Annotated in this window: 19 protein-coding genes; 10 read left to right on the top strand and 9 right to left on the bottom strand. The window is 63.0% G+C overall.

Annotated features, from left to right (window positions below; all coding sequences use genetic code 11):
* Window positions 1-33: 33 nt before the first annotated feature.
* Window positions 34-828 carry an SDR family oxidoreductase gene (locus tag AC07OO_RS03135; protein WP_495080594.1) on the top strand — a complete coding sequence of 265 codons (795 nt, stop codon included), beginning with the start codon at window positions 34-36 and terminating at the stop codon, window positions 826-828.
* 12 nt (window positions 829-840) lie between these two features.
* Here the strand turns inward: AC07OO_RS03135 and AC07OO_RS03130 are convergent, their stop codons facing one another.
* Entirely contained in the window at window positions 841-1731 is an 891-nt protein-coding gene (locus AC07OO_RS03130; protein WP_495081764.1) for an amino acid ABC transporter substrate-binding protein, read from the bottom strand.
* Window positions 1732-1983: 252 nt separating this feature from the next.
* On the opposite strand from AC07OO_RS03130, the gene AC07OO_RS03125 reads away from it, so the two are divergent.
* Complete coding sequence (locus AC07OO_RS03125) at window positions 1984-3081, top strand: TRAP transporter substrate-binding protein (RefSeq protein WP_495080593.1); 1098 nt, start codon at window positions 1984-1986, stop codon at window positions 3079-3081.
* On the top strand, window positions 3078-5723 hold the full coding sequence (locus AC07OO_RS03120) for a bifunctional diguanylate cyclase/phosphodiesterase (protein WP_495080592.1): 2646 nt from the start codon (window positions 3078-3080) through the stop codon (window positions 5721-5723). The genes AC07OO_RS03125 and AC07OO_RS03120 overlap by 4 nt, the downstream gene beginning before the upstream one ends.
* Here AC07OO_RS03120 and AC07OO_RS03115 read toward each other — a convergent pair.
* Window positions 5712-6614, bottom strand: coding sequence for a DMT family transporter (locus tag AC07OO_RS03115; RefSeq protein WP_495080591.1), 903 nt, complete (start codon window positions 6612-6614; stop codon window positions 5712-5714). The genes AC07OO_RS03120 and AC07OO_RS03115 overlap by 12 nt on opposite strands.
* 124 nt (window positions 6615-6738) lie before the next feature.
* On the opposite strand from AC07OO_RS03115, the gene AC07OO_RS03110 reads away from it, so the two are divergent.
* Window positions 6739-7737: a quinone oxidoreductase family protein gene (locus AC07OO_RS03110; protein ID WP_495080590.1), complete on the top strand. Its 999-nt coding sequence runs from the start codon at window positions 6739-6741 to the stop codon at window positions 7735-7737.
* A gap of 52 nt (window positions 7738-7789) precedes the next feature.
* Window positions 7790-8716, top strand: a complete 927-nt coding sequence (locus AC07OO_RS03105; RefSeq protein ID WP_495080589.1) for a hypothetical protein — start codon at window positions 7790-7792, stop codon at window positions 8714-8716.
* Between the two features lie 174 nt (window positions 8717-8890).
* Here AC07OO_RS03105 and lspA read toward each other — a convergent pair whose 3' ends face one another.
* The 3 genes from lspA to AC07OO_RS03090 all read right to left on the bottom strand — a co-directional run bounded on the left by lspA (window position 8891) and on the right by AC07OO_RS03090 (window position 13443).
* The gene (gene lspA / locus AC07OO_RS03100; protein ID WP_495080588.1) at window positions 8891-9418 is read right to left on the bottom strand and encodes a signal peptidase II; all 528 of its coding nucleotides are present in this window, start codon (window positions 9416-9418) and stop codon (window positions 8891-8893) included.
* Complete coding sequence (gene ileS, locus AC07OO_RS03095) at window positions 9418-12318, bottom strand: isoleucine--tRNA ligase (protein WP_495080587.1); 2901 nt, start codon at window positions 12316-12318, stop codon at window positions 9418-9420. The genes lspA and ileS overlap by 1 nt, the downstream gene beginning before the upstream one ends.
* Window positions 12319-12468: 150 nt before the next feature.
* Window positions 12469-13443 carry a bifunctional riboflavin kinase/FAD synthetase gene (locus AC07OO_RS03090; RefSeq protein ID WP_495080586.1) on the bottom strand — a complete coding sequence of 325 codons (975 nt, stop codon included), beginning with the start codon at window positions 13441-13443 and terminating at the stop codon, window positions 12469-12471.
* Between the two features lie 175 nt (window positions 13444-13618).
* On the opposite strand from AC07OO_RS03090, the gene AC07OO_RS03085 reads away from it, so the two are divergent.
* Window positions 13619-14176: an HNH endonuclease gene (locus tag AC07OO_RS03085; protein ID WP_495080585.1), complete on the top strand. Its 558-nt coding sequence runs from the start codon at window positions 13619-13621 to the stop codon at window positions 14174-14176.
* A gap of 279 nt (window positions 14177-14455) precedes the next feature.
* Window positions 14456-16783 (top strand): DUF1631 family protein, encoded by a 2328-nt coding sequence (locus AC07OO_RS03080; protein WP_495080584.1) that lies wholly within the window; start codon window positions 14456-14458, stop codon window positions 16781-16783.
* A gap of 79 nt (window positions 16784-16862) precedes the next feature.
* Here AC07OO_RS03080 and AC07OO_RS03075 read toward each other — a convergent pair whose 3' ends face one another.
* Window positions 16863-18080 carry a 6-phosphofructokinase gene (locus AC07OO_RS03075; RefSeq protein WP_495080583.1) on the bottom strand — a complete coding sequence of 406 codons (1218 nt, stop codon included), beginning with the start codon at window positions 18078-18080 and terminating at the stop codon, window positions 16863-16865.
* Between the two features lie 147 nt (window positions 18081-18227).
* Here AC07OO_RS03075 and AC07OO_RS03070 point away from each other — a divergent pair, with 147 nt between their 5' ends.
* Window positions 18228-18992 (top strand): substrate-binding periplasmic protein, encoded by a 765-nt coding sequence (locus AC07OO_RS03070; RefSeq protein ID WP_495080582.1) that lies wholly within the window; start codon window positions 18228-18230, stop codon window positions 18990-18992.
* A gap of 59 nt (window positions 18993-19051) precedes the next feature.
* Here the strand turns inward: AC07OO_RS03070 and AC07OO_RS03065 are convergent, their stop codons facing one another.
* The 3 genes from AC07OO_RS03065 to AC07OO_RS03055 all read right to left on the bottom strand — a co-directional run bounded on the left by AC07OO_RS03065 (window position 19052) and on the right by AC07OO_RS03055 (window position 21727).
* Window positions 19052-20116 (bottom strand): ankyrin repeat domain-containing protein, encoded by a 1065-nt coding sequence (locus tag AC07OO_RS03065; RefSeq protein WP_495080581.1) that lies wholly within the window; start codon window positions 20114-20116, stop codon window positions 19052-19054.
* The gene (locus tag AC07OO_RS03060; protein ID WP_495080580.1) at window positions 20113-20715 is read right to left on the bottom strand and encodes a sigma-70 family RNA polymerase sigma factor; all 603 of its coding nucleotides are present in this window, start codon (window positions 20713-20715) and stop codon (window positions 20113-20115) included. Before AC07OO_RS03060 ends, AC07OO_RS03065 begins: the two co-directional genes overlap by 4 nt.
* A 103-nt stretch (window positions 20716-20818) precedes the next feature.
* A complete protein-coding gene (locus tag AC07OO_RS03055) occupies window positions 20819-21727 on the bottom strand; it encodes a hypothetical protein (RefSeq protein WP_495080579.1) in 909 nt (302 codons plus the stop codon).
* Window positions 21728-21889: 162 nt separating this feature from the next.
* Here AC07OO_RS03055 and AC07OO_RS03050 point away from each other — a divergent pair, with 162 nt between their 5' ends.
* Both AC07OO_RS03050 and AC07OO_RS03045 read left to right on the top strand, forming a co-directional pair.
* Window positions 21890-22900 (top strand): AraC family transcriptional regulator, encoded by a 1011-nt coding sequence (locus tag AC07OO_RS03050; RefSeq protein ID WP_495080578.1) that lies wholly within the window; start codon window positions 21890-21892, stop codon window positions 22898-22900.
* A 602-nt stretch (window positions 22901-23502) separates the two neighbouring features.
* Window positions 23503-25752, top strand: coding sequence for a TonB-dependent receptor (locus AC07OO_RS03045; protein ID WP_495080577.1), 2250 nt, complete (start codon window positions 23503-23505; stop codon window positions 25750-25752).
* Window positions 25753-25766: the final 14 nt, after the last annotated feature.

Here is a 25766-nt window from a genome sequence, read left to right as displayed (position 1 = left end):
GCAGTTTGGCAACACCATCGCAGGAGAATCAATATGGATTTGGGAATCGCCGGTAAGTGGGCGCTGGTCTGTGGTGCCAGCAAGGGCCTGGGTCTGGGGTGCGCGCAGGCTCTGGTGCAAGAGGGCGTCAACGTGTTGATCGTTGCGCGCGGAGAAGAGCAACTCGCCGCGTCTGCTGCGAAATTAGTAGCGAACTATACCCATTCCACGAGGGCTAGCGTGCTGTTTTGCGCACAGGACATTACAACGCAGGCGGGTCGGGCCGCTGTGTTTGCTATGCGCTCCGAGTTTGACATCGTCGTCACCAACGCGGGCGGGCCACCACCCGGAGATTTCCGCGACTGGGACCGCGAGGACTGGATCAAGGCCGTGGACGCCAATATGCTGACCCCCATTGAGCTGATCAAGGCCACCGTGGACGGTATGGCTGAGCGTGGCTTTGGTCGCATCGTCAACATCACCTCCAGCTCGGTGAAAGCGCCGATCGATGTGCTGGGCCTGTCCAACGGCGCGCGCAGTGGTTTGACGGGCTTTGTGGCCGGTGTGGCGCGCAGTGGCCTGGCGGCCAAGGGCGTGACCATCAACAACCTGCTGCCCGGTGTGTTTGACACCGACCGCATCAAGACCATGCTGGCCGCCAATTCCAAGAAGACAGGCCAATCGGTAGAGGCCTTGGCCGATGCGCGGCGCCAGAATATCCCGGCCCGCCGCTTTGGCACGCCTGAGGAGTTTGGTGCGATCTGCGCATTTTTATGCAGCCAGCAGGCCGGCTACATCAATGGCCAGAATGTGCTGACCGATGGTGGGGCGTACCCGGGAACGTACTGACAATAACCGGGGTCACACGCCCGGAACCTGGTCGGTGGGGTATTTCCAGAAGTCCCGCAGCAAATAGTTCATCGGCAAATTCAACGGCGTGTTTTTCGGCGGGATAGGCTTCATGAACCAGCGGTCGTAAATGGCCTGGGCTTCTTTGGACACGATCATGCGTTTCATCTCGTTGTCCAGGATGGCTTTGAATTCAGGGTCACCCTTGGGCAGCATGATGGCCAGGGGCTCCACGGTCAGGAACTTGCCGATGACTTTGAGTTTCTCGGGCTGGGGGCGGCTGGCGATCAGGCCGAAGAGCAGCACGTCGTCCATCACGAAGGCGTCGGATTCCTTCTTCTCGACCATCTCCACGGCCTTGGCGTGATCGGGCGCCTCTTGCAGCACCAGGTTCAACACGCGCTCGCGGTTGGCGCGCTCCACCGCTTTCAATGGAGTCGTGCCCTTGGTTGACACGACGCGCTTGCCTTCCAGACCCACGATGTCGGTCGCGGGTTCGTCGGCGCGCACCATGTAACGGGCGCCGGTGATGTAGTGCGGCACGGTGAAGGCCACCTTGTTGCGCCGCTCGGCGTTATTCGTCGTGGAGCCGCACTCCATGTCCACCTTGCCCTCTTCAACCATGCTGATGCGGTTGCTGGGGCTCACCATCACATACTCAATGTTGATGGATTTCATATCGGCCTTTTTGCGTACGGCCTCGGCCAGCCGCTGGCATAGGTCCAGCGCGTAGCCGACGGGGTGTTTGTCCGCATCCACATAAGAAAACGGGACCGACGACTCGCGGTGGCCCAGCACAATTTTCCCGGTGGCGCGGATGTGGTCCAAGGTGGCGCCTGCATGTGCCATGGACGCCAAGCACATCAGCGAACCGCAAATGGCCAGCGGCGCAGGACGCCGCATGGCAGAGACAAAAATGGATTTGAGCATGGTGGCCTTCTTGGTGTAGTGTTTGGGGTACCTGCGGTCGCGCCGTCCAACGCCGCGTGGCTTAAGTATCCCGGTGATGGGGACAACCGTCAAATTCAATCCGGGTATGGATCAATGCCTAAAGTGTATTCGGGCCACGGCATGGATTGAACTGGTCAATAATGATGCCGCAATCCCCATCCTGCGTCGGCGACGCGGGTAAACCGGACTCAGAAGCGGCCGTACATGCAAACACCGTGCCAAATTCGACGTTGGTTGTTCTCTTGCCTGCTGAGCAGTTGCGCACTCCTGCTGGGTGTGGCACCGGCCTTGGCGCAGGGATCGGCTACGGCAGCCGCCGCGGCCCCGTACAAGCTGCGCGTGGTGGGCGGCCTGGCCGGTGTCAGCCAGTTCACCCGCTGGGAAGAGCCGTTCTGGGCCACTGAACTGGCCCGGCTGAGCGGTGGCAAATTCAGCGCAGACATCCTCCCTTTTGACCGTGCCGGCGTGCCGGCCGCCGAAATGCTGCACCTGCTGCAACTGGGTGTGGTGCCGTTTGGCACGACCTTGCTCAGTTCCCTGGCCGCGCAATACTTGCAATACACCGCGCCCGATCTGGCCGGGTTGAACCCCGATATCGCGAGCCTGAAAGCCAGTGTGGCGGCTTTCAGGCCCTATCTGGAAAAGACCATGCGGGAGCAGCAGGGCATTGAAGTGCTGGCCATCTACACCTATCCGGCCCAGGTGGTGTTTTGCAAGAAGCCGCTGACGACGCTGGCTGAACTAGCCGGACGCCGGGTGCGCGTCTCTTCGGTGGGGCAGGCGGACTTCGTCGGTGCGGTGGGCGCTGTGCCGGTCAACGTGGTGTTCAGCGAATTGGTGGGCAATTTGCAGAACGGCAACGTGGAGTGCGCCATCACCGGCACGATGTCGGGCAATGCCTTGGGCCTGCAGACCTTGACCAGCCATTTGTACGCGATGCCGCTGAACTGGGGACTGGCCATTTTTGCCGCCAACCGCGCCGCGTGGGAGGCGCTGCCACCCGACCTGCGGGCCCTGCTGCGGCGCGAACTGCCCAAGCTGGAGGCCTCGATCTGGCAAGAGTCTGAACGTGACACCGCCGAAGGCATTGCTTGCAATACCGGCCAGGGTGCCTGCACGGCGGGGCGCAAGGGCTCCATGGTGCTGGTGCCGCCATCGGCGCAGGACGAGCGTCGGCGCCAGGAGATCTTCACTACCTCGGTGCTGCCGCGCTGGCTGAAGCGCTGCGGCCCACGTTGCGGTGAAATCTGGGGCCAGACCATTGGCCCTGCGCGCAATATCGCCCTTACCGCCAGCCCATGATAGTTGCCACCCCGGCGCGTATCCGTTTCACAGTCTGGAGTCTGGTTGCCACATTGCTGTCGGTGACCGCCGCGGGCGCCAGCTACCAGATTTGGAATGCGCGCCAACGGGCACTGGCCGACAGCCGCGCCCAGGCCACCCGTTTCATGGCCGGCGCCGAGGCTGCATTCAACCGCTCGCTACTGGGCATTGACGTGCTGCTGGCCGGTACCGACGAGTTTTTAGGACTTTCCAATACCGTGCCGCAATGGGTGGACGCTGACGCCGCCAGCCATCTGCTGCGCAACGCGGCCAGCCAGAACCTGACTGTGCGTTATGTGGCCCTGGTGGACGACAAGGGTCGCGTTTTCGCGTCGTCTGAGCCGGCGGGTGGCAACATGCCACGTGAATTGCCGCAGAGCTTTATCAATGAGGCCCTGGCGCAGCCCATGTCCACACTGGTGCTCAGCGGACCGGTGGACAGTGCGGCCAGCCTGGAGCGTGTGCTGTATTTCGGCCGCTACATCCGTATGGCGGACGGCAGCAATCTGTTGGCAGTGGCCGAGGTGCCCACGGCGATGCTGACCACTGTGCTGATGCAGGGCACCGACATTGTCGGATTGGAGATTACGCTGGAGCGGGGCAACGGGCAACTGCTGTTGGGCGTGCCCAACCAGGACGCCCGCAAGCCGGAGCCACTGAGCCCTGGCCTGAACACGCCTGCAGCCGGAGGTGCTGGGGCGTTGACCCATGCGCGCCTTAGCGATGTGCCCGCGCTGGTCGTGTCCCGGCCCCTGCTGTACCGGGATCTGTGGATATCGGCCAGCATCCCCATCGATGCGGCGTTGGCCAAATGGCGCTTTGACCGCAATGTGCTGTCGGCGGCAGCACTGCTCTTTGTTGTATTGGTGCTGGCCATAGGCGCTTTTGTTGTCGATTACCTGAACCGCATAGCGGCCGCGCGGTTGGCCATTGCACAGTCCAAGGTTACGCTGGACCAGGCGCTGGAATCCATGGTCAGCGGCTTTGTGCTGCTCGACGCCGAGCAGCGGGTGGTGCAGTGGAACCGCCGTTTTGAGGAAATATTCCCCTGGATGCGCGGCAGCATGGCCGCGCTGCTGCCTTTCAGGCGCGTGCTGGAGATGGCGTCCCAGCACCACCTGCCGGGTGCCTCTGAGGCCGAGCACGCCCAGTGGGTGGAGCAGCGCCTGTATGCGCAGTTGACCAGTTCGATACCGCACGAGCAGATACTGCCGAATGGCCAGCACATCGAGATCACCGAACGGGTCACGCCCGAGGGCGGCATGGTCATCACCTACCACGACGTCACGGCCATGCGCCGTGCCAACGCCGAGATCGAGACACTGGCCTTCTACGATGCGCTGACTGGCCTACCCAACCGCCGCTTGTTGCTGGACCGGCTGGCGCAGGCCACCGCGGCGGCTGGCCGCTCGGGTCAATGGGGCGCACTGCTGTTTTTGGATCTGGACCACTTCAAACTGGTCAACGACACCATGGGCCACGAGGTGGGTGACCTCTTGCTGCAACAGGTGGCTCACCGCCTGAAGTCCAGCGTGCGCGATGCCGATACCGTGGCCCGGCTGGGGGGCGACGAGTTCGTCGTCATGCTCAAGGATTTGTCCACCGACAAGACCCAGGCCGCCAAAGTGGCCCAGCACATCGGTGAAGAGATGCTGCTGACGCTGGACCAGCCCTACCAGCTGGGCGAGCACCCCTATCGCAGCACCTGCAGCCTGGGCGCGACGCTGTTTGGGGCGACCGAAGAGCACAACGCGGCCGAATTGCTGAAGCAGGCCGACATTGCCATGTACCAGGTCAAGGCCCAGCGCGGTAATGCGCTGTGCTTTTTTGACCCCGAAATGCAGGCTGCCATCAGCGACCGTGCACAGTTGGAGGTGGATTTGCGTGCGGCGCTGGCGCGCGATGAATTTGAGCTGCACTACCAACCGCAGTTTTCGCTGCAAGGCCAGGTGGTTGGCGCCGAGGCCTTGCTGCGCTGGCGCCATCCTCAACGCGGTCTGCTGGCACCGGGTGCCTTTATCGAGGTGGCCGAAGAGAGCGAACTGATACTGCCCATGGGTGCCTGGGTGTTGCACACGGCCTGCCAGCAATTGGCGGGGTGGCAGGGCGATCCTCGGCTGGGGGCGCTGCAGCTTTCGGTCAATGTCAGTGCGCGCCAATTCCGCCAGGCCGACTTCGTCTCCACGGTGGCCGACATTGTGCAGGTCTCCGGTATTGCGCCCCACCTGTTGAAGCTGGAGCTGACCGAGTCTCTGATGCTGGACAAGGTGGATGACTGCATCGCCAAGATGGGCCAGCTCCAGGAGCACGGCATACGCTTCTCGCTGGATGATTTCGGCACCGGCTATTCGTCACTGGCCTACCTGACGCGCCTGCCGCTGTGCCAGCTGAAGATCGACCAGTCCTTTGTGCACAACCTGGGTGTGCGCCATAGCGACGGGCTGATCGTGCAAACCATTGTGGGCATGGCGCGCAGCCTGGGCCTGGAGGTCATGGCAGAAGGCGTGGAGACCCAAGCCCAGAAGGATTTGTTGGCCCAATACGGCTGCGAGCTGTACCAAGGCTATCTGTTCGCCCGGCCGGCGCCGGTGGAGCAGTTGCAGGCACTGCTATCGCCGTGAGGACAGCAGAATGCCCGACACGATTAACACAAACGCCAGCGCGTGAAACAGTTGCGGCGCATCGCCCAAAAACGCGGCGGACAACAGCGCGGTGAACAAGGGAGTGAGGTTGATAAAAAAGCCTGCCACCGCCGGTCCCGCGCGGGACACGCCCGCACCCCAGGTCGCATACGCCACCACGGCGGGCCCTGCAGCGATGAACAACAGTGCGCCCAGTAATGGCCAACCCACGTGCAGACGGGCGGCACCCAGCATCCATTCCCCTCCGGCAAACAGCAGGGACCAGCCCAGACCGAACACCACCTGGCTCAGCAAGAACGCCGCCCAATCCGCACGGATAGAGGCGGACTCCGGTGTGGGGTGTGCCAGCATCCAGCTGTAGTAGGCCCAGGCCATGCTGGCCAACAGCATGCACAGGTCACCGGCCACCAAGTGCAGGCCCAGCAGCAGCTCCCATTGGCCGCGGCACAGCACCAACACCACGCCGGCAATCGACAGCACGGCCCCCAGCATCTGCCGGCCCGATGCCGGTGTGCCAAAGAAGAAGCGGCCGATCAGCAGCATCCACACCGGCGTGCTGGCCCCCACCAGCGTGACATTGATCGGCGTCGAGGTGGTCAGAGCCAGGTACAGCAGTGCGTTGTAGCCGCTGGTGCTCAGCAGTGCCAGTGCCACAAAGCGGCGCCACTGCGGCCACAACGCGCTGTCGCGTCGCAGCACGCTGCCGGCCAGCGGCAACAGCAGCACAAAGGCAAAGGTCCAGCGCAGCAGATTCAGTGCCATGGGCGAGATCAACGGGCTGACCACCCGCCCCACGACCGCATTGCCCGCCCACAGCATGGGCGGTATGGTCAGCAGCAGAGCGGCGGTAGGTGTCAGGCGTTGGGTCATGCCGGGACTGTACTAGGCCAAGGCTTGCACATTGCTGGCGATGCCTGAGGGGTATACGTTTCGTGGCACTATGGTGACTACGCCCGTGTTGGGCATGCCACCATCTACCGCAGGAGACCGCACCGTGAGCCACAGCAAACAGTCCCGAGCCATTCGCATTGACCAACACGGCGGCCCAGAACAGCTCAAACTGGTGCAGGTCGAAGTGGGCGAGCCCGGTCCGGGCGAAATCCGCATCCGCCACAAGGCCGTAGGCCTGAACTTCATCGACGTCTACCAACGCAGCGGCTTGTACCCCAACCCCATGCCGCTGCAATTGGGCATGGAGGCCGCCGGTGTTGTGGAGGCAGTGGGTGAGGGCGTGACCCATCTGCAAGTGGGTGACCGCGCAGCCTATGCCAGCCAACCGCCCGGGGCTTATTGCGACCTGCGCGTGATGCCCGCCAAGTGCGTATGCAAGCTGCCGGACGCCATCTCGTTTGAAACCGCTGCGGCGATGATGCTCAAGGGCCTGACGGCCCAATACCTGCTGAAGAAGACCCTGCCCCAGGGCGGGCTGAGCGCGGGCGACTTTGTGCTGTTCCATGCCGCCGCGGGTGGTGTGGGCCTGATCGCCTGCCAGTGGGCAAAGGCCTTGGGCCTGCGCCTGATCGGAACGGCAGGCTCTAAGGAAAAATGTGCGCTAGCCCTCGCCAATGGTGCGGAGTTTGCTATTAATTACGCAGCAGAAGACTTTGCGGCGCGGGTTAAGGAGATCACCGGCGGCAAGGGTGTGAAGGTGGTTTACGACTCGGTGGGCAAGGATACCTGGGACAAATCGCTGGACTGCCTGGCACCCTTTGGATTGATGGCCAGCTTTGGCAATGCCTCCGGCCCGGTGGCCCCCATGGCGCCCGGTATCTTGGGCCCCAAGGGTTCGTTGTACCTGACGCGTCAGACGCTGTTCACGCACATTGCCACGCGCGAGAGCACCCAGGCCATGGCCGATGACCTGTTTGCGGTGGTGCAAAGCGGCCAGGTCAAGGTTCATATCGGCCAGCGCTATGCGTTGGAAGACGTGCAACAGGCGCACCAAGACCTTGAGGCACGTCAAACAACCGGATGTTCGGTACTGACACTCTAAGCCGGTCAATAGGCAGGGCCAATACAATTGGCGTATTCCCTGCATACCACCCATGAACACACGATTCACCCAGCGCCTTCTCTCCGCCGCGATCCTTTCCGTATTGCCCTATTCCCTGGCCTTGGCGCAAGCGCAAGCGCCGGCCGCGCCTGCTGCAAGCACAGCGAATGCCGCTTCGCCCCAAAGCGTGGAGCGCGCCAAGATCGACCGCGCGCTGAAGGAAGACGGCAACTGGTATTTCTCGTGGGGCTATAGCCGCCAGCAGTACGCACCGTCGGACATCCATGTGTCCCAGCCCAGCCTGGGCAATGATTTCACGGTGAACAAGGCTACGGCCAGCGACTTTCCGTCCAGCTTTGCGGACACGTTCAGTTCCTTGTTCAAGCTGGACCTGACCAACCCACAAGAAAATGTGCGGGTGGGCCGGTTCATGAACCCGGAGAAGACCTTCGCGATCGAGTTCTCGCTGGACCACAGCAAGTACAACACCGACCTGAACCAGACGGCCAACGTCAGCGGCACCATCAACAACAAGCCCTACAACGGCGACATGGTTCTGAATGCGCAGAACTTCAACTACACGCTGCACAACGGTTTGAACCACATCATGATCAACGGCGTGTGGCTGCAGCATTTGCATGGACCCGAGCAACAGCCCGGTGACTTGCAATTGATCAGCCGCGCAGGTGCCGGCATCTTGCTGCCGCACGCCGACAACACCATCCTGGGCAATGCCAACGAGGTAGGGCCTAAGAATGAAAACGTGTGCTGCACCTCCAGCAAGGACTGGTGGCAGATCAACGGCTGGACGGCCGGCGTGGAAGTGGGTTTGCGTTACCGGGTCTACAAGACGGTGTATGTGGAGCTGACGCAAAAGTTTGCGTATGGCGCGCTGAAGAATGTGCCGGTTTACAAGGGCGTGGCGGACCAGAATATCTGGATGAGTGAGCAGGTGTTCTCTGCTGGCTTTTTGTTCTAGGCTTCGCTTCGTTCGGGGGGCTTGGCGGGTGCGCCCCGCAACCAGAGACTCGGGCTGCCTGGGCGCTCTGCTCCGTGTCCCCCGCCCGCTACGCGGGCTCCTCCTTTACCTGCGCAGAACGCCCAGGCAACCCGAGCCTCCAGTTGCTGCGTTTCCACTCCGTTGTGGTGCCGTCTAACTCTTTCTGACCCGCAGCAGCTCGTCCAGTATCAGGCACGCAGCGCCTATGCTGATGGCGCTGTCGGCCACGTTAAAGGCAGGGAAGTGCCCGCCCGCAAACACGGGAGCCAGCCAGCTCCAGTGGAAGTCCAGGAAATCGACCACATAGCCGTGCACCACGCGGTCGATGACGTTGCCGATGGCGCCACCCAGGATACAGGCCATCGCAAAGCTGAACAGCTTTTGTCCAGGGTGTGATTTCAGCATCCAGATGATGACCCCCGCCGCCACGCAACCCAGACCGGTGAACAGCCAGCGCTGCCAGCCCGAGGCATCGTGCAGGAACGAGAAGGCCGCGCCGGTGTTGTGCGCCCGCACGATGTTGAAGAAGCTGGTCACCGTGGTGCTATCACCGTACTGGTAGTAGCCAGTGATCAGGACCTTGGTGAACTGGTCGGCCAACACGACGATGAAGGCCAAGCCCAGCCATAGCAGCAGACCGCTACTCGCGCCGCCGCCGGATGATTTACCACCGCGGGCCATTAGGCAAACACCCGTTTTTCGCCGGCGCCATAGAGGTTGCTGGTGCAGCGACCGCATAGGGTGGGGTGGGCGGCGTCTCCCCCTACATCGTGGCGGTAATGCCAGCAACGCTCGCACTTCTGATCTGTCGAGGGGTTAACCTGAACAGTCACTTGGCTTTCGGCGAATAGTTCCACGACCGACGTGATGAAGACAAACTTCAAGTCGTCGCCAAGTGACGCCAGCTGCGATAAATCTTCGGCCGGTAATCCAAGAGTTATGTTGGCTTGCAGGGACGAGCCAACCTTGCCCTCGGCACGCAGCGTTTCAATCTCCTTGTTCACCGCTTCGCGGATCTCGCGGATGCGGCTCCACTTGGCCAGCAGGGCGGCGTCGGGTGCGGCAAAGTCCACATACCCGTCCAGGAAGATGGACAGCTTGGTGGCTGCGGGCGTCTTGCCCTCGGCACCCAGCACGGCCCAAGCCTCTTCCGCGGTGAAGCTCAGGAACGGCGCCATCCAGCGCAGCATGGCCTGGGTGATCTGCCACAGCGCGGTCTGCGCCGAGCGGCGAGCCAGGCTGTTGGCACCGGTGGTGTACAGGCGGTCCTTCAGCACGTCGAGGTAGAAGGCGCCCAGGTCTTCGCTGCAATAGATCTGCAGTTTGGAAACCACGGGGTGGAATTCGTAGACCTTGTAGTGCGCCAGGATGTCAGCTTGCAACTGCGCCGCGCGGCTTAGTGCGTAGCGGTCGATTTCCAGCATCTGCTCCAGCGGCACGGCGTCCTTGGCCGGGTCGAAGTCGCTGACATTGGCCAGCAAGAACTTCAGCGTGTTGCGCACGCGGCGGTAGGTGTCCACGACGCGGGCCAGGATCTTGTCATCGATGTTGAGGTCGCCCGAGTAGTCGGTGGACGCAACCCACAGACGTGCGATCTCGGCGCCCAGCTTGCTGGTCACGCTTTGTGGCTCCACGGTGTTGCCCAGCGACTTGCTCATCTTGCGGCCTTGGCCGTCGGTGGCAAAGCCGTGGGTCAGCAGGCCGCGGTAGGGCGCGCGGTCGTATAGTGCGCAACCCAGCAGTAGCGAGCTGTGAAACCAACCGCGGTGCTGGTCGTGGCCCTCCAGGTACAGATCGGCCTCGGGGCCTTCCGCGTGGAACGGTGGGCGGGCATAGGCGTCCTTGTGGCTGCCGCGCAGCACGTGTTGGAACGTGGAGCCGGAGTCAAACCACACTTCCAGGATGTCGGTGCTCTTGGTGTAGCTCGGTGCATCGGCAGCGCCCAGGATCTCTTCGACGGTGACGCGGCTCCAGGCCTCGATGCCGCCCTTTTCGACGATGTCGGCCGCCTGGTCCAGGATATCCATGGTGCGCGGGTGCAATTCACCGCTGTCCTTGTGCAGGAAGAAGGGCACGGGCACGCCCCAACTGCGCTGGCGGCTGATGCACCAGTCGGGCCGGTTGGCGATCATGTCGCGCAGACGTGCACGGCCGTTCTCGGGGTAGAAGTTGGTCTGGTCGATGGCATCCAGCGCCAACTGGCGCAGGGTCTTGGGCGCCTTGTCTTTGGTGAAGACGCCGGGGCCTTCGTCCATGCGCACAAACCACTGGGCTGCGGCGCGGTAGATGACCGGCGTCTTGTGGCGCCAGCAGTGGGGATAGCTGTGGGTGATACCCACGGTCGCCATCAGCCGGCCGGCGACCTTGAGCGCGTCCAGGATGACAGGTACGGCCTTCCAGATGTGCAGGCCTCCAAACAGCGGGAAATCGGCCGCATAGGTGCCGTTGCCTTGCACGGGGTTCAGGATGTCGTCGTACTTCAGGCCATTGGCCACGCAGGAGTTGAAGTCATCCACGCCATAGGCTGGGGATGAGTGCACGATGCCGGTGCCGTCGCCATCGCTGACATAGTCGGCCAGGTAGACGGGCGACAGGCGGCGGTAGCCCGCATCCACATCAAACAGCGGGTGGCGGAAGTTCAGGCCGCCCAGCTTCTCGCCCTTGGTGGTGGCCAGCACGGTGCCGGTCAGGCCAAAACGTTCCAGGCACTTGTCGACCAGCGACTCGGCCAGCACCAGGCAACCCTTTTCGGTTTGCACCAGAGCGTAGGTCAATTCGGGGTGGGCGTTCAGCGCCTGGTTGGCGGGGATGGTCCACGCGGTTGTCGTCCAGATCACGGCAAAGGCGGTTTGGCCTGCGGGCAGGGCGGAGAGGCCGAAGGCCGCTGCCAGTTTGCCGGCGTCGTCGGTCTCAAAGGCCACGTCCAGCGTGTCGCTCTTCTTGTCCGCATATTCGATTTCGAATTCGGCCAAGCTGGAGCCACAGTCAAAGCACCAGTACACGGGCTTGAGGCCACGGTAGACAAAGCCGCGCTCGATGACGCGCTTGAACGCGCGGATCTGGCCGCCCTCGTTGGCCGGGTCCATGGTGCGGTAGGGGCGCTCCCAGTCACCCAGCACGCCCAGGCGTTTGAAGTCCTCGCGCTGCTGGTCGATTTGCTCGGTGGCGTAGGCACGGCTCTTGGCCTGCATGTCGTCACGGGAGAGGTTGCGGCCGTGCAGTTTTTCGATGGCGTTTTCGATGGGCAGGCCATGGCAGTCCCAGCCGGGGATGTACTGCGCGTCAAAGCCGGCGAGCTGCTTGCTCTTGACGATCATGTCCTTCAGGACCTTGTTCAGCGCGTGGCCGATGTGCAGCTTGCCGTTGGCATAGGGCGGGCCGTCGTGCAGCACAAACAGTGGCGCACCCACGCGGGCGTCCCGCAGGCGCTTGTACAAACCTTCCTCGTTCCAGGCCTTGACCCAGGCGGGTTCGCGCTTGGGCAGGTCGCCGCGCATGGGGAACGGGGTGTCTGGCATGTTCAGCGTGTCGCGATACACACTGGTTTCGGCCTTGGGGCTGGAGCTTTTTGAATCGGTCATGGCTTTTCTCAAGACGGGGGCTCAGGCTTCCATGGAGACAACCTGGGCTGGGAATACGTGCTGCACGGTCTCGCGCAGCGGCAATAGAAGGGAGGCAAATGCGCGCGGGGCAAGGTACGCAGCGGGAGGCTTGTGGGGCTCCCAGCCCTTTCAAATTCGCTTGGAGAACCAGGCGCGGGCATCGTCGCAGTCCTGGCGTATGCCCTTTGTGAGGGCGTCCAGGCTGTCGTACTTCAGCTCGTCATGTAGTTTGTGCAGCAGTTCCACACGGATGATTTTACCGTAGGCCCCTTCCGACCCCAGTTCGGCAGGCCAATCCAGGCAATGCGTCTCCAGCAGCACACGCCCGCCGTTCACGTCATTGGGGTCCAGCGAAGGGCGCACGCCCAGGTTGGCCACGCCCTGCACCGGCTTGTCGGCTAGGCCATGGACCAGCACCGCAAAGATGCCGCTGGCGGCGGGTTTCCAGTGGGCAAAGCGCAGATTCAGGGTCTTGAAACCTAGTGTGCGGCCCAGCTTGCGTCCATGCACCACGTGGCCGGAGATGCAGTAGGGCCGGCCCAGCAGGCGCGCCGCAGCGGCCATATCGCCCTGGCCCAGGGCCTCGCGCACGGCCGAGCTGGAGACGCGCAGCCCATGCACTTCGTAGGAATTCATGCGGGCCACATCGAAGCCCTGGGTATCGCCCGCAGCGTCTAAAAAGGCGTAGTCGCCTGCGCGCTGGGCGCCAAAGCGGAAATCGTCGCCCACCAGCACGTAGCGGGCTCCCAGGCCCTGCACCAGCACCGTGTCGACAAAGGTCTGGGGCGATTGGCCGGCCAGCTTGGCGTCAAAGGGCAGCACGATGGTCTGGTCCACGCCGCAGATGGCCAGGTCGCCCAGCTTGTCGCGCAGTGTGCCTACCCGGGCGGGGGCAAGCTCCGGCTTTTTAAACTTCGCGGCAAAGAAATCGCGCGGATGCGGCTCAAACGTCAGTACGCAGCTGGGCACGCCGCGCTGCTGGGCCTCGCCGCGCAAGAGCGCCAGCATGGCTTGGTGGCCCCGGTGCACGCCGTCGAAATTGCCTATGGTCAGCGCACAGGCCGACGCTACGCCAGGGTGGTGAAAACCGCGAAAGACCTTCATGAATTTGTTATCTTTTTGATAGCAGATGGCGCAAGGGGTTCTAGCGCCTGAAGCCAATTTGTCACAGAATGAGGGTATATTGTGACGTAGCAGCGTGCCAAGCACTAATGGCGCAGGGCTGCAGAGATGTGCATTTCCGGTGTGTGGTTGATTTAACCGTTGCAGGAGGCGTGTTTTGAAAGTCTTGAAATTGTCGGCCCAGGGGCTGCCCCAATCGTGGATTTCGCTGGAACAGGCGGTCATCCACTACGCGTCGGATGAGGTGCGCTGGGAGTCCGGTGGTGAGGTTGCCGTCTTCCACGGTGGCCACAACGCAATCACGGGCCTGCAATCCATCATCCGCGTCAACAGCATCATCGGCACCCGCGGTGTGCCCAATATCAACCCCTTCCTCCTGCGCCCCGGCCTGACCAATAGCAAATTGTTCAACCGCGACCGTAATGTCTGCGCCTACTGTGGCGAGCGTTTCCACGAACACGACCTGACCCGCGAACACATCATCCCCTTTGCCCAGAAGGGCGTGGACACCTGGATGAACGTGGTCACCGCCTGCCGGCCCTGCAACCACCGCAAGAGCCACCGCACGCCCGAGCAGGCCCATATGCCGCTGCTGTACACACCCTATGTGCCCAGCCTGTGGGAAGATTTCATTCTGCGCAACCGGCGCATACTGGCTGACCAAATGGAATTCTTGATGGCCCACGTGCCCAAGTCCTCACGGCTGCTGGTGTGAGCATGGACTGTTGTTTGGGAGTGGAATCGTAACAACTCGTTACGTTTTTTGCAGGCCATTCTCCGCTTAATCGCAGCGCCGGCCTGGCCCGTGGTTCGACTCGAAAGAGAAATGAACCACAATCTTCAGGTATCCCGTTTCCTTTTTTGAAAGTCCGCCCGCGCGGGCACTTTTTTTGACCCCTGACAGGCCGCTTTTTCTGTGAACCGCGAGCAATCGAATTCTTCCGTTAGACGCACTGGTACCGAGCCCCCTAATCCGGCGGTTCGACTGGCGCGCATGCTGATTGCGCAAACCTTGGCCTATTTCGCCGAGCACGAGACCAAAAACCTGAATCTGGTGCGCAACCGCCTGATGGAATTGGTGGACGACAAGCCATCGCTGGGCCAAGGCCAAAACCTGCGGTCTGCCCATTTGCTGCTGGGCAAATACGCGCAGCAATTCAACCGCGGATTCCAGCAAACCCTGGCCGATTGCCTCAGTGAAGAGCTGAGTGGAATATTGCCGCAGCACGCGCTGGCCGGGCGCCCCAGCGGTGCGGCCGACGAAGCGCTCAATGGCATGAGCCTGAGCCTGCTCGATGTGGGAGAGGTCGAGCGTGTCTTGCTGCTGGACCGCATTGCACAACGCTTCACAACCCGCTATGACGCGGTGCTGGAGCCGTTGACACAGCGCCTGAGCGTGCTGTTCGGCCACGACAAAAGCTCCATTCACGACAACCCATTTCAGCCGATGGTGCTGCTCAAGGCCTTTGCCAGCGCCTGGGACAAGTGCGAGCTTGACCCCCAGGCCAGTGAAGACTTGGTGCAATCGCTGGACCCTAACTTCTGGCTGGACCTGGCGCCTCTGTACAAGGAGCTCAATGACACATTGGTGCGCGCCGGTGTGTCGAACCAGCGGGCTTTGCGCATCAAGCACGGCAACAGCGCCCATGCGCCGCTCGGTCCCCGTTCCGGCAATATGCCACTCACATCGCAGCCGGTGCCGCTGGGCGGACCGGAGACTGGCCGTTCGGGCTTTGCACCCATGGATGGCGGCGGGTCGGGCGGGAACACGGGCTTTGGCGCAGGCGGCGTGCCGGCGCGCTCGTCCACCTGGGCGTCGCTGGACAATGCCGGCCGCACCGTAGCCGCCCATGCCCGCCAGTTCTTGCAGCGCCTGGGTTTTGGTGCGCAGCAGGCCGGTGGCGCACACGGCGGTGGCGTCCACGCAGGCTCCGGCCAGGCCGGCGGTGACGCCGACAGCGAAATCCAAACCCGCCCCAATTTCGCAGCCGCCAGTCCGGCGCTGATGGGCTATCTGGGGGATCTGCAGGCTGGGGCCAGCGCCCATGCCGCGTCCTTCAACTACCACCACCAACAGTACGACGAGGAGGCGCTGGCCGAGCACAATGTGCTGCGCCAGATGCGCGACCGCGACGAGATTCGCCACGCGCCCGAATTGGACCGTGGCACGGTGGACGCATTGGCCGAGGTGTTTGACTTCGTATTTGCCGACCAGGCCATCCCGATCCAGATGAAGTTCATCATCGGCCGTCTGCAGATTCCGGTACTGAAGGCGGCCATGATCGACCGCGACTTCTTCCTGTCGGACCAGCACCCGGCGCGCCGCCTGGTCGATACGCTGGCCGGTGCCTCGGTCGCCTGGGCGCCGGAGAAAGGCGAGCAAGACCCGCTGTACGTGCGCATCGAGCACACGGTGCAGCGTGTGCTGACCGAGTTTGAAGACGACCTCGCGCTGTTTGTCGACCTGCTGCGCGAATTTACCGAATTCCTGTTCGAGACCGAGCAGCAGGCCCAGGTCCGTGTGGAGCCGGTGGCTCAGCAGGAGCGCACCGGCGAGTCGTGGGACCAGGCCCTGGAGCAGGCCGACGAGCTGATCCACGAGCGCATCCAGGCCATGTCGGCCGAGCAATCGGTGGCCCCTTTCCTGCTGCCTTTCCTGACCAATCAGTGGCGCGAGGTCATGGCCCGCGCCTGGATGGACGAGGCTACGCGTGCCCAGAACTATGCGCTGGCCACCAAGACCATGGAACAGCTGATCTGGTCCATACAGCCCAAGACCTCGGCCGAAGAGCGCCGCGAACTGGTTGCCATCTTGCCCGAGATGGTGCGCCAGCTGAACCTGGGGCTGGACTCGATTGAGTGGAATGGCAAGCCGCGTGCCACCTTCACTCGGCGCCTGATCAGCACCCACACCATGGCCATACGCCTGACGCAGTCCATGCCCTTGGACACAGGCTCGGCTGCACTGGAAGACCGTGAAGGCCAGGTGGCCATGCAGCAATTGGATGAACGCCGCGCGGCGCGCCAGTTCAACCAACTCGACAACTTTGACGCCCAAGCCCAGTCGTTCAAGCGCGGCATGTGGTTCGATGTGTCCATTGAGCAAGGTACCCATATTCGCTGCCGTCTGAGCTGGGTCAGCCCCATGCGCACGCGGCTGTTGTTCACCAACCGCGAGGGCTTCGACGCCTTTGTGCGCTCCGAGCGTGAAGTCTCGGCCATGCTGCGCATGGGCCGCATGCGTGTGCTGGACAACGAGGCCATCGTCGGCCGCGCGCTGGACAAGATCATGGTCGGCGGCGACCTGCAACTGGCTGCGTGAGCTCTGCCAGTTTGCTATTAATTCAGAAGCGCAATACGGCCATCTGACGAGGGCTACAGCCTAGTTCTCTGAAAGGCCGTCAGCCTGGGCGCAGCACCTTGGCCACTGGATTGGTGCGCAGCCTGAAGGCATCCGGCATGCCCGAACCCAGAAGCGGACGTAGGTAGAGCCGGAATGCGTCGGTCACATCCGTGCCATTGGGCGTGATGAAGGCGTCTTCCATGACGCGCGTCTTGCCGGCCACGGCATCCAGCGGCAGCAGCTCGTAGTCGACCGAGTAGAAACCGGTGCGCTTGATGGCCACCGAGCCATCCCGATTGCCCCACATCGCAAACTGCACGGCCTTCTCGCCGACCTCGCGCGCCTCGCGCTGGTCCACATCCGACACGCAGCCGATGAAGGAGCGCTGCAGGTAGCCAAAGGTGTCACCGCGCACGCGCTTGATGCCCAGCTTGCCCTTGATCTCTTCGCACAGCAGATCAGCCAGCGCACCGCTGCCGGAGAGCTGCACATTGCCGTGTGCGTCGTGCTCCAGGTCCTTGGCCAGTTGTGCCGCAATCGATTGGCCCGATGCATCGTGTATGCCCTCGGAAACCGCGACCACGCAGCGTCCCAGCCGGTCATGCGTGGCTTTGACATCGGCCAGGAATTGCTCCAGGCTGAAAGTGCGCTCGGGCAGGTAGATCAGGTGGGGGCCATCGTCTGGGAATTTCTTGCCCAGCGCCGAGGCGGCAGTCAGAAAGCCGGCATGGCGCCCCATGACGACTGCCACGTACACGCCTGGCAGGGCCGCGTTGTCCAGGTTGGCACCGGCAAAGGCTTGGGCCACGAAACGTGCCGCCGACGGGAAACCCGGCGTGTGGTCATTGCCGACCAGGTCGTTGTCAATCGTCTTGGGAATATGGATGCAGCGCAGCGCGTAGTTGGCCTTACGCGCCTCTTCGCTGACGATGCGCACGGTGTCCGACGAGTCGTTGCCGCCAATGTAGAAGAAGTGCCCAATCTCGTGGGCCTGCAGCACCTTGAAGATCTCGTGGCAATACTTGGCGTCGGGCTTGTCGCGCGTGGAGCCCAAGGCGCTGGAGGGCGTGTTGGCCACCATCTCCAGGTTGTGGCTGGTCTCTTGCGTCAGGTGGACGAAATCTTCGTTGACGATGCCCCGCACACCGTGGCGTGCGCCATAGACATGGGCGATACCGGGAAAGCGCCGCGCCTCCAGCGCCACGCCCACCATCGACTGGTTGATGACGGCTGTTGGACCGCCGCCCTGGGCGACAAGAATTTTTCCAGATGCCATGTTACGTGCGTCCTCTGAAGTGGTGGTGGCCGATCGCTGGAAATTATCGTCGCAAGCGCCGGTTTCAGGGAGCTTTCAAAACCTTGCATCTGCGTCTCAAAAGAGTATGCTGGATACGCATCTCCGCTGAAAAAGGGGTACACCACCATGCAACGCCGCACCTTGCTTGCACTCAGCGCTTTTCCCGGTCTTGGTGTCCTGCCCGCCTGGGGCCAGGATGACAACCACAAACCCATGCAGATATCCACGCTGCTGGAGGTGGACCCGGCCACCAGCATTGCCGAGCAGGTGATGACAGAGGCCTACCACCGGCTGGGCATGCAAATGGTGGTGCACAAGATTCCGGGCGAGCGCTCGCTTCGCAGTGCAAACAATGGCGACATGGACGGCGAGCTCTATCGCAAGCTGGGCATGGACCGCGAATACCCCAATCTGGTGATCGTGCCGGTAGCCTTGCTGACCTACGAGATCGTCATCTTCACCTTGGGCACTACCTTTGTCGTCAGCGGCTGGGAGAGTCTGCGCCCCTACACCATTGGCCATGTCAAAAGCATCAAGATCGTCGAGCAAAACACCCAGGGCATGCGGGTGGAAGTGGCGGCTACGTTGCGCCAAGCCTTCTTGAAGATGACCTTGGGACGTTCCGATATCGTTGTGGCCAACCGGACCTCTGGCTTGGCAGTTGTCAAGGAACTCAATCTGACCGATGTGAAAGTGCTGCAGCCCGCCTTGGCGACCTTCCCGGTGTTCCACTACCTGAACAAGAAGCACGCGAGCTTGGTGCCCAAGCTGACCACGGTCCTGCAGCAGATGCAAAAGGACAAGACCATTGAAGCTATTCAGAAATCGGTAATGAGCGACCCCGCCTGGAACCAGAGCCTGGTAGCCGGAGCTGAAGCGGCCAGCATCTGACGCCATGTGCGAGGCAACTCGCCAAGTCTATGTGGGCGAGCGAGTGCCCCATTTATCACTCAGCGGATGGCTTGCAGCAGTTGCACCATGTCGACCAGACCCAACTGCTGAGCGATCTGCTGCGCAGTCTGCCCTTGGTGGTTGACCAGGCCGGCGTCGGCCCCCCATTCCAGCAGTTTGCGCACCGTGCCGGTGTGGTGGTGGCGTACGGCCAGCATCAGTGCGGTGTTGCCACTGCCATCCCGGCTGTTGATTGCCATACCCTGCGCCAGCAGCTTTTGCAGCGTGTCGGTATGGCCGCTCCGTGCGGCTTCCAGCCAGTGCGCTGCAGCAGGGGCCGCCACGACAGGCGCGGTGGGAGACGCCGGCGCGGGCGGGGCAGCCATTCGCGATGTGTTGGCATCGGCACTGCGAGGCTCGGCTTTGTTGTCACGCATGACGGCGCCTGAACTGGCGAGCCCGGCGGCGGGTCTGTTCATCGATCGGGCGGGCCTGTCGGCTTCGGCGGCATAGGGGGTGGTTGCATAGTTCTCGACGCTCTTCGCCGAGGCCAGGGCCTCCGGGGCTGCGGACTCCTGGGCGACGGGTGCTGCGGCGCTGTAGGGCTGGCGTTCCTCTGGCGGCGCGGCGGCAGCGACCTTGGCCCGGGGCGGCGGTGCGTTTGCCAAAGCCTCCTTGCGCGAGCTTTCACGCGCTTGGGCCGCAGGCCCTTGCGCGGGCGCTGTCACGGGTGCCGGTGTTGGGGCTGGGGTGGGCAGTGCGGCGGGCGCCGCAGTGAGTGCCGGGCGGGTTGCCGCGGGCGCTTCGTCGCGCATGGCGGTGCCCAGGGCTGCTTCGCGGTTCTCGGGCGCACCGCGGTCGATCTGCACATACAGCAAACCCGCCAGCGCCACCACGGCCAGGCTTGCGACCATGGACACACTCCAGCGGGGTTGGTTGGCGGCTGGTTTGGGGGGGGTGGCGCCATCCACGCGCTGCAGCGCCGCGGCTTGGTCGCGCAGCATTTGCGCGTGCGCACGCGCGGCATTGCGCACCCGCTCGGAGGGGCGCCGCGGGTCTTGCGCCACCGCCTCTGCGTAGCGCTCCAGTAGTTCATCAGGTTGCTTGTCAGGCGACTCGGTCATGCGTACTCCTGCAGCAGTTCTTTCAGGCGGCTGCGCGCATAGCGCAGGCGGCTTTTGGCTGTCTCAAAACTCACTCCGGTGGTGTTGGCAATGTCTTGCACATCCATGCCCGCTTCGGCCTGCAGCATGAAGGCCTCCCGCTGGGCGAAGGGCAGTGCTTCGATGGCCTCCAGCAGGGCGTTGGCCTGTTCCTTGGATTCCAGGCGCCTGAGTGGCCCAAAACCTGAATTGGCGGCCAGGGTCTGCACCAGGGCGACGCTGTCGGAATCCTCATCGCCGTCGTCATCCAGGCTCACATGCTGCTTTGCGGTGCGGAAATGGTCGATCAGACGGTTGTGGGCCAGCGTGAACAACCAGGTCTTGAATTTGGCCGTGGGCTGGTATTGGGGGGCATGGCGGGCCAGCGCGAACCACACGTCCTGCAGCAGGTCATCGGCCACCGCCTGCACCCGTACACTCCTGAAAACATAGCGCCACACACCCATTTCGTGCCGGTCATAGAGCAGATTGAATGCGGCCAAATCACCGGAGGCATAGCGCAGCATCAATGACTCATCAGTCTCTGTGCGGAGGTCGGTAGCGCTGGCCATGGCCAGCATTATCGGGCTCCACGCGGACTCCGCCGTCGCAGGGCCGCCCCAAGACGGTGAGGGCCCCTCGGGGGCAGCGCAGTACGCGAAGCGACAAGCGTGGGGCACAGCGTCAATAGCGGCGTGCCGGAGGATCGGGGACGTAGGACAGGCTCTCCGAGTTGGGAAAGGGGTTGGGCGTGGTGCGGTTGGGGCGCTCGTAGATCACACCCGCGGCGATCAGGTTCTCGCGGCTGTCATAGCGAATCGTGATGACTTCATGGGGCTGCGACTGGGCGCGCTCAAAGCTGGTCTGCGACACGTACGAGTCTTCGCGCTGGCCGTGGGCTGTACCCAGCTTGGGAGCGGGCATGGTTGGGCGGGCGTAAGACTGGGCGGTGTTGGCATCGGCCGAGCGGCTGTGGTCGGCCATCGCTTCAGCAGGTGCGGCGGCTCCCAGGCTCTTTTGTGCGGCGGCAGCGGCGGGTGGTGGGGGTGGCGCGGCATTGCTGCTGCTATCCGCACGCGATGACTCCCTGAAATCCCGCTCCGGGCGGTAAGGGGCTGGGCTGGGCAGGGCTACGGGCTCGGGCATGCGCTCCTTGAACAGAGCCACACCGATCACGCCCACCTGGTTGGGGCGGCCTGTGCGTTCGGCGTACGAATCGGCAGCGGCGGAAAATTCAAAGGCGGCTACTTCGGCATTGCTCTTGCGCCAGCCGGTGATCTGGTAGTTGGTGTAGGCACCAAACACGTAGCCAGTCTGCCCCCAGGCGGCGGTGGCACCGTTGACGACGTTGATGCCGTCCACCGAGGTGACGGCCATTACGCGCTCACCCAGCTTGTTGCGGATGGCGATGGCGTAGCGTGCGCCAGGTGCGCCGGCCACCCAGTATTCGCCCTTGTTGTAGTACAGCGGCAGTGTGGCCCCGGTGTTGCGGTCGATGACGGTGACATCGGCCAGGCGCCCGATCGCCTGCGCTTGCAGGCCGCTGCAGACCAGGACCACGGCCACGCCCATACGGCTCAGATTGGTAAGCATATTGACTCCAGAAGTTTGGTTGCGGTGTGGACTGAAACGAGCGGGGTCGCGGTATGGGGTTAAAAGTCCGGCAAATTTTTTAACCGCTCTGACAAACCCCTGGTGAACCCGTGTGACACCCCGGCCTTGGTGGTCAGGGCCAAACCTGCCTAGAATCCGCCCATGCATACCCCTTCGGGCCTGGTGGATCTTGTGGGTGCCGCTGGCGCAGAGCCGGCGCACACCGAGGGAGTGCGTGTCAAAACGCTGATCCACACCCAAAAGCCGGAAGAGGCAACCGAATTCCTGGCCGGCCTGTACGGACAGCATGCGCTGCAGGTGCCGCACCGCGAAGGCGTGGACTTGCGCATGCGCGGATTCGACTTCGACGGTTTGCATGTGGGCGTGATCCGCTATGGCGCGCCGGCCATAGCCGCGCTGGACACACAGCGCCCGGTCTGGGTGTTCTCCTATTTGCACAGCGGCACCGTGACCCGTGACGGCGGCGGCACTATAGCCCGGGCTGGTGATGCGGGTGTCAACGCGCCTGACGACATGCGCCCCGTGCAGATGTCGGGCGACATGGAACTGGTCAACTTGCGGGTTCTGGATGCCGACATGCAAGGCGCATGCCGCGCCATGCTGGGTTCGGACCTGTCGCACCCCTTGCGGTTTGCCACCGACGCCCCGGCGGGCACCGCACAGGCCACGATGCTGATGCGATTGATCGACCGCTTTGCCGCCATGCCGCTATACCCCCACGCCGCCGGTCGCCAACTGGAGCGCAACCTCAAAAGCGCGGCCCTGCTGGAGCTACTGCTGGCCTGGCCCAATAGCTACACCACGCATTTGAGCGACCAGCCGGCGCTACCGCAATCCACGCAGCGCGCCCGCGACTACATCCACGCCCATGCAGCGGAATTGCCCAGCGTGGAGGACATTGCTCGGGCTTGCCATGTGGGGGTGCGTGCGCTGTCGCGCGGCTTTGAGAAGCACCTCAATACTTCGCCGATGCGCTACATGTTGCTGCATCGGTTGGATAGGGCGCGGGATGAGTTGCTGCAGCGGCGTAATGGAGCCTCTGTGACCGAGGTGGCTGTCAAGTGGGGTTTCTTGCATTTGAGTTTGTTTGCGGCGCGGTATCGGGAGCGGTTTGGGGAGTTGCCTAGTGAGACTTTGCGGAAGGCTCGGTAGCGCTTCGTGAATTTCTTTTTTTGAGCGGCTGAATAGCCGGAATCCCAACAGCCGGACTCCCCACTCTCCCCCCGCCCTCTCGCCCCCGTCGGGCGAGAGGGGGCCTTTAACAGCCGATCTTGCTTCTGTGCTCCGGCTATGTCATTACTGCAGTGAGGTTGCGTTGCGGGTTGGCGTACTAAGGCTTTGAACAACTGTCCTAGAGACCTCGTGTACGGTGGCGCGGAGCCGCTGGCACGCGCAGCGGCCAGTGTGGGAGCACCCACGCGGCGGCCGTCTACTCCAACCGCAGCGCCATGGCCGTGGTGTACCAGTAAGTACCGCGCCGCACCGCCAGTAGCGCCGTAGTCGGCGCGACGTAACCCAATCGGCTGTTAAAGGCCCCCTCTCGCCCGACGGGGGCGAGAGGGCGGGGGGAGAGTGGGGAGTCCGGCTATTTGGCTGCCTGGTAGTTCAAACCCGCAACATCACCTCAAAAAGCCAAAGAGTTCCTTTTCCAGCTACTCCAGTTCCCAAACTGGATAGACGCTAACAGGCCCCGTCTCCAGAATCGATTCGTCAGTCAGCGAGTCAGTTAGCACACAAAAACAGGAGACAACAACATGCAGACGAACAGAAGGACCTTCCCCGGTCGCAGGAACGCCATCACCCAGGCTGTGTTGGGCAGCTTAGTCCTCAGCGCCAGCACCTACGCCCTGGCGCAGCAGCAAGCCGAGACCGAGACGCTGGACCGCGTCACCATCACCGCCGAAAAACGCCAGACCGTGCTGGAGATGACGCCCGACGCCATTACCGTGCTGGCCGGCGCCAAGCTCAAGGACCAGGGTACGTCCACGCTGGCCGACCTGGTCAACCTGATACCCAACACCACCTTCACCAGCAATCTGGGTTCATCGCAGTTGTACATGCGTGGCATTGGCAATGTGTTCCTGACCGCCGGTGGCGACCCCGGTGTGGCCTTGTATGCCGATGGAGCCTATGTGTCGGACCAGACCAGCTCCAACGTCAGCCTGTTTGATGTGTACCGCGTGGAGGCCTTGCGTGGCCCACAGGGTGCGCTGTATGGCCGCAATGCCACCGGCGGCGCGCTCAATTTCATCTCGGCGCGGCCGACCGACCGCTTTGCGGCGCAGATTGGCGCCGTGGTCGGCGACTACGGCCGCCGCGAGAGCGAGGGCTTTTTCTCCGGCCCGCTGTCCGAGAGCACCAAGGCCCGGCTGTCCTACCAGATCAAAGCCACCGACGGCTTTGCCAGCAACCAGTTGGCCGGCCAGTCCTTTGGCCCGGTGCTGGCGGGCAAGGAGGGCACCAGCGCGCCCAAGGCCGTGGATGACCTGGGTTCGCAAGCCCTGCGCCTGCAGACCAGCACCGACTTTGGTGGCGGCGGCAACCTGCGCCTGATAGCCGGCTACTACCGCCAGCGCGACAACGGCGCCAGCAATGCCGTGTTGCCCGAGGCCACCCCCACGATCACCCAACTGTTGTATGGCGCCTCGCAAACGGGCAATCCGCGTTCGGTCAAAAGCCAGGCCGGATCCAACGCCATTGACGTCAGCACATTGCAGGCGATCTACGAACAGCCCGTGGGTGACAACAACACACTGAGCGTGGTGGCCAGCTACCGCAAAAGCGCATCCGACGCGCTGTGGGATGGCGACCAGACCGAGGCGCTGATGGCCACCACCCACTTCAAGACCAGCAGCCGCGATGTCAGCCTGGATGCGCATCTGGCATCCGCCGAGGGCCAGGCGCTGCAATGGCTGGTGGGCGTCAACCACGTGCAGTTTGACCAGACGCAGGACGTGGACGTGTCCGCGCAAGTGCCGCTGGGCTTTCTGGTGCCGGGCGCGCCCTTGACCGTGCCGCTGCCCGGTGGCCTGAACTTTTTGCTGGGCGGCAATGTGCATGCCCGAGCCAGCGCGCTGTACGCCGACGTGCGCTATGCGCTGACCCCCAGCCTGGCCCTGCTGGGCGGCATGCGCTGGGCCAATGAAAGCAAGACGGCGGACGAGTACCTGAACATCGCCGCCTTTGGCCTGAACGCCACCGGCACGCCCAGCGCCAGCTGGTCCAGCACGCCGGGCTCGCTGGGCCTGGAATACCAGATCAGCCCCGAGACTTTGACCTATGCCAAGATCGCCCGCGGCTTCAAGTCAGGCGCTATCAACTTGGGAGCAGTTCAGGGAGAACCGGTGAGGCCTGAGACCGTAACCAGCTATGAGCTGGGGTTCAAATCCAGCTTTGCCAAACGCGCAGGCACGGTCAGCGCGGCGCTGTTCAAGAGCGACTACAAGGACATGCAGGTGGTGCAGATCGGCCAGGCCTCGCCCGTATTGGCCAATGCCGCCGGCGCCCAGATCAGCGGCCTGGAGCTGGAGACCACCTACAAGCCCGCCGCCAACGTGACGCTGAACGCCAGCCTGGGCCTGATGGACCCCAAGTACACCGACTTCATCAACGTGGACCAGCGCCACAGCCCCATGGGGCCGGCCATCAATGTGTCCGGCAACCAGTTGGCGAATGTGTCCCGCGCCCAGGCCAGCCTGGGGGTGGACTTTGTGCAGACCTTGGGCAGCTACCGCACCACCTGGCATGCCGACTACCTGTGGCGCAGCAGGTTCTTCTTCACCGAGTTCAACACCGCGGACGCCATGCAAGAGGACGTAGGTGTGCTGAACCTGTCCACCGCGTTCAAGCAAGGCCCATGGAAGTTCATCGCCTTTGTGAAGAACGCGACCAATGTCACCGCGTTGTCCAGCATGAGCATCAGCTCGCCGGTGCTGGGCGCGGCACGTACCGTCAACTACGCGCCGCCGCGCTATGTGGGCGTGGGCGTGACCTACGACTTCTAAGCCAAGCACCACCG

The organism is Rhodoferax sp. GW821-FHT07G04, assembly GCF_059418585.1.
This window is presented reverse-complemented; position numbering and strand designations above follow the sequence as displayed.

What these genes read in the sequence shown, in the direction of transcription:
- AC07OO_RS03135 (WP_495080594.1), top strand. Translation starts at nt 34, where the DNA reads ATGGATTTGGGAATCGCCGGTAAGTGGGCGCTGGTCTGTGGTGCCAGC.
- AC07OO_RS03130 (WP_495081764.1), bottom strand. Translation starts at nt 1,731, where the DNA reads ATGCGGCGTCCTGCGCCGCTGGCCATTTGCGGTTCGCTGATGTGCTTG.
- AC07OO_RS03125 (WP_495080593.1), top strand. Translation starts at nt 1,984, where the DNA reads ATGCAAACACCGTGCCAAATTCGACGTTGGTTGTTCTCTTGCCTGCTG.
- AC07OO_RS03120 (WP_495080592.1), top strand. Translation starts at nt 3,078, where the DNA reads ATGATAGTTGCCACCCCGGCGCGTATCCGTTTCACAGTCTGGAGTCTG.
- AC07OO_RS03115 (WP_495080591.1), bottom strand. Translation starts at nt 6,614, where the DNA reads ATGACCCAACGCCTGACACCTACCGCCGCTCTGCTGCTGACCATACCG.
- AC07OO_RS03105 (WP_495080589.1), top strand. Translation starts at nt 7,790, where the DNA reads ATGAACACACGATTCACCCAGCGCCTTCTCTCCGCCGCGATCCTTTCC.
- lspA (WP_495080588.1), bottom strand. Translation starts at nt 9,418, where the DNA reads ATGGCCCGCGGTGGTAAATCATCCGGCGGCGGCGCGAGTAGCGGTCTG.
- ileS (WP_495080587.1), bottom strand. Translation starts at nt 12,318, where the DNA reads ATGACCGATTCAAAAAGCTCCAGCCCCAAGGCCGAAACCAGTGTGTAT.
- AC07OO_RS03090 (WP_495080586.1), bottom strand. Translation starts at nt 13,443, where the DNA reads ATGAAGGTCTTTCGCGGTTTTCACCACCCTGGCGTAGCGTCGGCCTGT.
- AC07OO_RS03080 (WP_495080584.1), top strand. Translation starts at nt 14,456, where the DNA reads ATGCTGATTGCGCAAACCTTGGCCTATTTCGCCGAGCACGAGACCAAA.
- AC07OO_RS03075 (WP_495080583.1), bottom strand. Translation starts at nt 18,080, where the DNA reads ATGGCATCTGGAAAAATTCTTGTCGCCCAGGGCGGCGGTCCAACAGCC.
- AC07OO_RS03070 (WP_495080582.1), top strand. Translation starts at nt 18,228, where the DNA reads ATGCAACGCCGCACCTTGCTTGCACTCAGCGCTTTTCCCGGTCTTGGT.
- AC07OO_RS03065 (WP_495080581.1), bottom strand. Translation starts at nt 20,116, where the DNA reads ATGACCGAGTCGCCTGACAAGCAACCTGATGAACTACTGGAGCGCTAC.
- AC07OO_RS03060 (WP_495080580.1), bottom strand. Translation starts at nt 20,715, where the DNA reads ATGCTGGCCATGGCCAGCGCTACCGACCTCCGCACAGAGACTGATGAG.
- AC07OO_RS03055 (WP_495080579.1), bottom strand. Translation starts at nt 21,727, where the DNA reads ATGCTTACCAATCTGAGCCGTATGGGCGTGGCCGTGGTCCTGGTCTGC.
- AC07OO_RS03050 (WP_495080578.1), top strand. Translation starts at nt 21,890, where the DNA reads ATGCATACCCCTTCGGGCCTGGTGGATCTTGTGGGTGCCGCTGGCGCA.
- AC07OO_RS03045 (WP_495080577.1), top strand. Translation starts at nt 23,503, where the DNA reads ATGCAGACGAACAGAAGGACCTTCCCCGGTCGCAGGAACGCCATCACC.